Raw genomic sequence first — 6,232 nt, forward strand, 5'->3', positions numbered from 1 at the left:
GCGCTTGCGTTTCTGATCTACTGCGCGCTGAAAGGAAGCGGCGCCTTCGGCTTTAACGTAAGCGGCGCGCTGCTGTTTGCAAGCGGACTGATTACGATTTTACCGCTACTTACCTTCGCCGTAAGCACGCAGTATCTGCCGCTATCTACGATCGGCTTTATGCAATACATCAGCCCTAGCATGAGCATGCTAATCGCGGTATTTATCTACGGCGAGGAGCTTGAGACTTACAAAATTTTGAGCTTTTCGCTAATTTGGTTCGGGCTCGCGGTCGTGGGCTTGGACGGCTTAAGGAGAAAAAATGGCTAATTTCGCTTTGATGTTCGCAGTTGCCCTTGCGGTGGGCGCGCTCGTGTATTTTCAGGTCCAAAAGGCTTCCGCGCGCGCAGACGCCGCCGACCCAGAGCTTAGCTCGCAAAGATATATGAAATTTTGCGATATTTTAGAGGGCAAACTGCGAGATTTAAAGCGGCTAGAGCTGCGTGATGAGGGGGTGCGAGAGAGCTATATAGATGAGCTTGAGGCTCTTAGCAAGGAGCTAGTCTATATCAAAACGATGCATCAAAGCAACCTAAATCCCGCCGTATGGGAGGGCAAGCTATTTGAGTTTCTAAATAAAACGGACGCGCTTATCGAAAAATACGCCACGGGCGCAGAGCGCTCGCTACAAGACTGGCGCAAGCAACTGGAGATGGAATTTAAGAATTTGTAGCGCGAAATTTTAAGCGGCGAATTTCGCGGGTGTCTATATCGGTATAATTTTAACGCCTAAATTTATATAATTTAACGCGCCGCAACTCTTGGAATTTTTAAAATTTACATACGTGCCGGAATTTTGCAAACCGCTTGCGTCATGGCGACAAAATTCCATGCGTTTTACAAAGCAAAACGACGCAAATTTTAAATCAGCGTAATTTGTAGAATTTTGCAAGATACATAGCAACTGCGAAGCCGATAATCGCGTCTGTAAATTTTATAGAATTTACTCATTGGCGGACGCGGTATCTGCAGTCTTGGATCCCGCTTGCTCTAGCTGCTTAGACGCATCGCGCCTTAAAATTTTATCGTACTCCTCCACTCTTATCACCTTGCCCTCATACTCTATTTTAAGATCAAATTCCAAGCCTTTTAAGTGCAAATATCTAAAAAATTTATCCAGATCAAAGCCACTCGCACCATTAAGCTCATCGCCGCAGAGCGCGGAATAGCGCTTTATAAGCGTATCGTAGATACCAAGTAGCGCCGTATTGGGCGTTACTGAGCCGCATCTATTAAGATCGGGCAGCGAACTTCTGTTAAACCCGATTGCACCCTTTTCCCAATCCTTTGAGCGCTCCGTCATAATAAACCTAACTATATCATAATTAAAGCTATCCAACCAGCTCCAATCCAAAATAATCTCATCGTAACAATAATCATCCATATGCTCTAGGTATATTTTCTTATACTTCCTCAACGTATCCAAATCCTTACGGCAGTCATCGTATTTTTTTCGAATACGCTCATCGCCCGGAAGCCCTGCCAAATCGTATTTAAGCAGCAAATTTAGCATACTTGCGTCATATCGTTGCGGCAGCATCTGATAGATGGAGCAGTTCGGCTGCCGCTTATCTTTGCGGTGTTTGAGCGTAAAAGCAATACAATGATCGTCCGTCCAAGCGGTAATCTCAGGTCTTACGCCGCTACTAAGCATAAGCTCCGTCATCTGCAAAAATCCACCCGCCACGGCATAATAGAGCGGATCAGATACCGCGCTAGTACCCTCGCTTTTAGGTGTTCCGTAATATGTCCTTACCTGTGCATCGCTAGTATCGGCGACCAAATAGGCATCGCAGCATCCCGGAGTCGCAAGCCACGGACGAACATATTTAACGCTAGAAAAGCTAGCTCCATGCTTAAGTAGAACTTCCGCGGCGGCGGTAGAGTTATTTTCGATAGCATAGCTTAGCGCCGAATGAGAAAAATCGTCCGTGCGGTTGATATCCGCTCCGTGATAGATCAGCTCCTCGGTGGTGTTTGCATCGTTGTAAAAGCTAGAATACATTATCGCCGTTATACCAAACTGCAGCGGATCGCCCGCAGTGATGCGCTGCTCTCGCATAAATGCTAAAATACGAGCAGTGTCCTTGGAGCGCAAAAGCTTGCAGAAATACTCCATTCGCTCATCGCCCTGCACTACGCACTCGTCCAAATCTAACTCGGCGCCCAGCCTTTCGTGCCAGTACCTCGCTCGTGCAGCGCGATCCTCGTCTGTTAGCGACCGCTTGGAGGAGTTGCCGGAGGTTGCGGCGCGACTCGCCGTGGAATTTTGCGCGGGCTGAGTTTTGGATCTGTCCATAAATGCACCGCCTGCGATCAAGAAAAATAGGCCTGCCGTAACAACCAAGCACGATATGATGAGCTTGGATTTTATCTCTTTCAAAGCAACCTCCGCAAATAAAATGACAAATACTACCGAGTGTGAGCTTAGCCGAATATAAACGGACGGAATTTCACAAGGCAATTTCGCTCGAGCGGAATTTGCAGGGCGAGGTTTAAGAGAGTTTAGGCGCAAAATTTTGCATACGGAATTTTACCGATAGAATTCCGCGTAGAAATGTCGCTCGGGTAAAATTCTACCGACGAAATTTTATTCCAGCGACAGACGGTTAGAATTTCAACAAGCGGCTTCTACGCATAAAATTTAGCGCTAAAATTACGCCGTATTTGCACTCGGTATCGCTACGAAATTTAATGACGGCACCATAAAATATTGAAATTTTAGTTTTAAATTTACCGCCCCTTCGCATATCCTCCTAGATAAAAACCGTATAGTCTTTTTTAATATAGTCTATATCTATATTTTTCTGCAAAAAGTACTCTTTAACTTCGTTATAAATTTCACTGCTATATAAATAAATCAAATAGTAGTGTGCCGATATAGCAACCGAATAATATAGATATCCGCCATGCCACGGCTCATCGACTTTTATAAATGGAAAAATTTTAAATCCTTTTATGCCTTTATTTATGCAAAAATACACTACGAATTTTATAAATATATTCGCCACATACATGCAAAGCAAAAATACAAAGAAAAAACCTAACGAACCAATACGATAAAAAATTCTGACATTTTTGGTAAATCAGAAAAATATTCTTGTAGCGATTGAAGACTACCTGTAATAGGTGCGCCCTTTTATCAATGCTTTCTTTGCTCGTTTATATCTCTTTTTTTTATTGGAGGGATTTGACTACATAAAATAATTTACTTTATCGATAATATCGATATTAAGCTTATTTAAAAAATATTCTCTTACATCTTTTGTATCTTCTTTTGAAACCAAAGGAACTATCTGTTTTCCGGTTCTTGTTTTAATGCATAAATATCCTGGGTTATAAAATTCAAATTTTTTATTTTGAAGTATCGAAAATAGGAATATTGGCAAAAATCTAACGACAAGTATAGAAATGACAAAAATAATTTTTTGATAGCCAAAACCTGACAATAGAGAAATCAGACACAAAATAAAACATAAAACATTTATTTTCAATTTATAGTTTTTCTTGATAAAGCTATCATTGTTTATTTTAAAAATTTCCAACCCGCTTGATATGTTTTTAAAATATGTTATGTGCGAATTGTTGATAATAATATCGTTTTCTTTTGCAAAATAGCAATACAAGGCAAACAGGCACAAAAATAAAACACTTAAAATAAAAGTTGAATTTTGATTATATAGCAAATATGTTCTACCGTCATAATATAAATCTATCAAACCTTTGTTATACAAAATTTTTATGAAAATAGACGGAATAATGATTGCTATGATGATATAAAATAGCAAGTGCATAATGCTGTAATTTTTTATAACTATCGGATCCTTATCGTAGTCTCTAGCCCCAGTTTTAGAATTTTTATTAGAAGCGGCATCATCGGAATTTGAATTTTGAAATTTTAGATTTCCTTCTATGTTTAAATTTGAGTTATCGGATTTTGAAACATCAAAATTTTGAGCGTCAGAATTTTCTTGCGAGCCTTGCTCCACATTTTGACGCCGTTCATTTAGAATTTTCTTTAACTCTTTGGGCTTTGCTTCGTTCATCCTTATCCCTCGCTAGCGATCTTAAGCGATCATATTTTACTTCTTTATACCTTGGGATAGTATTAAATTTAAGGCTACCTTGCTTGCCAGACTCAAGCATTTTTGAAATTTATTTGTTGAGTAAAATTTAGTGAGATAAAGAGATAAATTTAAGCGGGAAGGTCCCGCTTAAATTTTATTTGCCGCAGCCGCACTTGCCCTGAGCGGCAAGCTTGCGGCGAACATATGCGATTTTGCTTTGAAGCGGAAGGTGCTTAGGGCAGTGGTCTTCGCAGCCTAGCAGCGTCATACAGCCGAATACTCCGTCATCATCGCCGATTAGCTCGTAAAAATCCTCATCGGTTCGCTTATCCAGCGCATCGATCTGAAAGCGTGCCACTCGGTTGATGCCGACGGCGCCGATGTAGTCTTTTCGCATTATCGCTACGCCGCATGCAGCTACGCAGATACCGCACTCGATGCAGCGATCCAGCTCGAAAACCTCCTGCGCGACCTCCGGCTCGACCTTCTCCTCAAGCTTGGAGATATCGGTTTCGTGATCGGTGTGGATCCAGCTCTCTACGCGTTTGCTCATCGCGTTCATCCAGTTGCCGGTATCGACGCTAAGGTCTTTTAGCAGCTTGAAAACCGGAAGCGGCATAAGCTCGATCACGCCGTCCGGATAGTCCTTAGTAAGCGTGCGGCACGCAAGCTGCGGCTTGCCGTTTACGAGCATACCGCAGCTACCGCAGATACCCGCGCGGCAAACGAAGTCAAAGCTTAGCTCGGGATCAAATCTCTCACGAATCACGTTAAGCGCAATAAACAGCGTCATTCCGTCGGTCTCTTCGATCTCGTAAGTAGCGAAGTGCGGCTTTGAAATTTTGCTTAGCGGATTATACTTAAATGCCTTTATTGTTATTTTTCTACTCATATCCTATACCTGCTCTTTCGTTAGGTGCTTTGTATTTTGGCTGCAATTCATAATGCATCAATGCCTCTTGAATTTCATATCTGCCTTTGCCCTCGGCTTGCATTTTCTCGCGAATTTCATCGACCTCTTTTTGGCGCACGGCGCTGTCCGGATGCTCGATGATATTGCCTTTGGCGCCGTATCCGCGGAATGCAGGCGGTATCTCCATCTTCATAATATCAAGCGGCTCGTAGCTTAGAGTAGGCATAGTATCGCCCTCTTTCCAGTTTGCAAGCGTTCGTTTTAGCCAGTTTAGATCGTCGCGTTTCGGATAGTCCTCGCGGAAGTGTGCGCCGCGGCTTTCGGTGCGATCAAGCGCACCCTTGGCGATACAAAGCGCGAGCTTTAACATCTTCGGTACGCGGTAAGCCTCCTCAAGCTCCGGATTTCCGAAAAGCTCTTTATTGCTTACTTTGACGTCCAAAGACTGCTTGTAAAGCTCCTCGAGCTCTTTTACGGCTTTGGCTAATCCCTCGCCGGTGCGGAAGATTGCGCAGTGCTCCCACATCACGTCTTTCATCTTGTTTTTGATCTCGAATACGTTAAATTTACCCTCTTTTTCAAGCAGGCTTTTCATGTAGTTTTGCTCTTTATCTACGAATTTTTCGATATCGTGCGTATTGATATCGACATCGTGTCCTTGGCAATACTCCGCAAAATACTCGCCCACGATCATTCCTGCGACGACGGTTTCGGCGACGGAATTTCCGCCCAAGCGGTTAAAGCCGTGCATATCCCAGCACGCAGCCTCGCCGGCGCTGAAAAGTCCAGCTAGCGTTGGGCTCTCACCCGTAGCCTTTGTTTTGATGCCGCCCATCGAGTAATGCTGCATAGGAAGGATCGGAGCCCAACCTTTACCGCGCTTCCTGCCCTGCTCGTCGGTTATTACCTCGGTGTCGGCAGGATCGATGCCGTTGAAAATTTCGCAAATTTCTTGTACGTCGCGTAAATTTTTCTCGATATGCTCGCGTCCAAGGATTGATATATCAAGCCAAACGTGCTCACCATAAGGGCTCTTTACCCCCTTGCCTGCGCGGATATGCTCCATTATGCGGCGACTTACGACGTCGCGGCTAGCAAGTTCTTTTTTCTCAGGCTCATAATCCGGCATAAAGCGGTAGCCGTCCACATCGCGCAAAATTCCGCCGTCGCCGCGGCAACCCTCGGTAAGCAAAATTCCGCTCGGAACGATAGG

At 43.8% G+C, this 6,232-nt stretch carries 7 protein-coding genes; 2 read left to right on the forward strand and 5 right to left on the reverse strand.

The genetic code is table 11. From position 1 onward, the window contains the following. Together Q0369_RS06940 and Q0369_RS06945 are read left to right on the forward strand one after the other, a co-directional pair. The coding region (locus tag Q0369_RS06940; RefSeq protein ID WP_367178986.1) for an EamA family transporter at positions 1 to 309 on the forward strand (309 nt) is incomplete at its 5' end. Next, positions 302 to 712, forward strand: a complete 411-nt coding sequence (locus tag Q0369_RS06945) for a hypothetical protein (RefSeq protein WP_298097796.1) — start codon at positions 302 to 304, stop codon at positions 710 to 712. The genes Q0369_RS06940 and Q0369_RS06945, both read left to right, overlap by 8 nt. Before the next feature lie 270 nt (positions 713 to 982). Here the strand turns inward: Q0369_RS06945 and Q0369_RS06950 are convergent, their stop codons facing one another. The 5 genes from Q0369_RS06950 to Q0369_RS06970 all read right to left on the reverse strand — a co-directional run. Then, positions 983 to 2,422, reverse strand: a complete 1,440-nt coding sequence (locus tag Q0369_RS06950; protein WP_298097799.1) for an ankyrin repeat domain-containing protein — start codon at positions 2,420 to 2,422, stop codon at positions 983 to 985. A gap of 373 nt (positions 2,423 to 2,795) precedes the next feature. Then, the gene (locus tag Q0369_RS06955) at positions 2,796 to 3,050 is read right to left on the reverse strand and encodes a hypothetical protein (protein ID WP_298097802.1); all 255 of its coding nucleotides are present in this window, start codon (positions 3,048 to 3,050) and stop codon (positions 2,796 to 2,798) included. Positions 3,051 to 3,233: 183 nt separating this feature from the next. Beyond that, on the reverse strand, positions 3,234 to 4,085 hold the full coding sequence (locus Q0369_RS06960; RefSeq protein WP_298097805.1) for a hypothetical protein: 852 nt from the start codon (positions 4,083 to 4,085) through the stop codon (positions 3,234 to 3,236). 175 nt (positions 4,086 to 4,260) lie between these two features. Further along, positions 4,261 to 4,998, reverse strand: a complete 738-nt coding sequence (locus tag Q0369_RS06965) for a fumarate reductase iron-sulfur subunit (RefSeq protein ID WP_298097808.1) — start codon at positions 4,996 to 4,998, stop codon at positions 4,261 to 4,263. Next, a partial coding sequence (locus Q0369_RS06970; protein WP_298097811.1) for a fumarate reductase flavoprotein subunit occupies positions 4,991 to 6,232 on the reverse strand: 1,242 nt, incomplete at its 5' end. The genes Q0369_RS06970 and Q0369_RS06965, both read right to left, overlap by 8 nt.

The sequence above is a fragment of the uncultured Campylobacter sp. genome, from assembly GCF_938030685.1.
Taxonomy (GTDB): domain Bacteria; phylum Campylobacterota; class Campylobacteria; order Campylobacterales; family Campylobacteraceae; genus Campylobacter_B.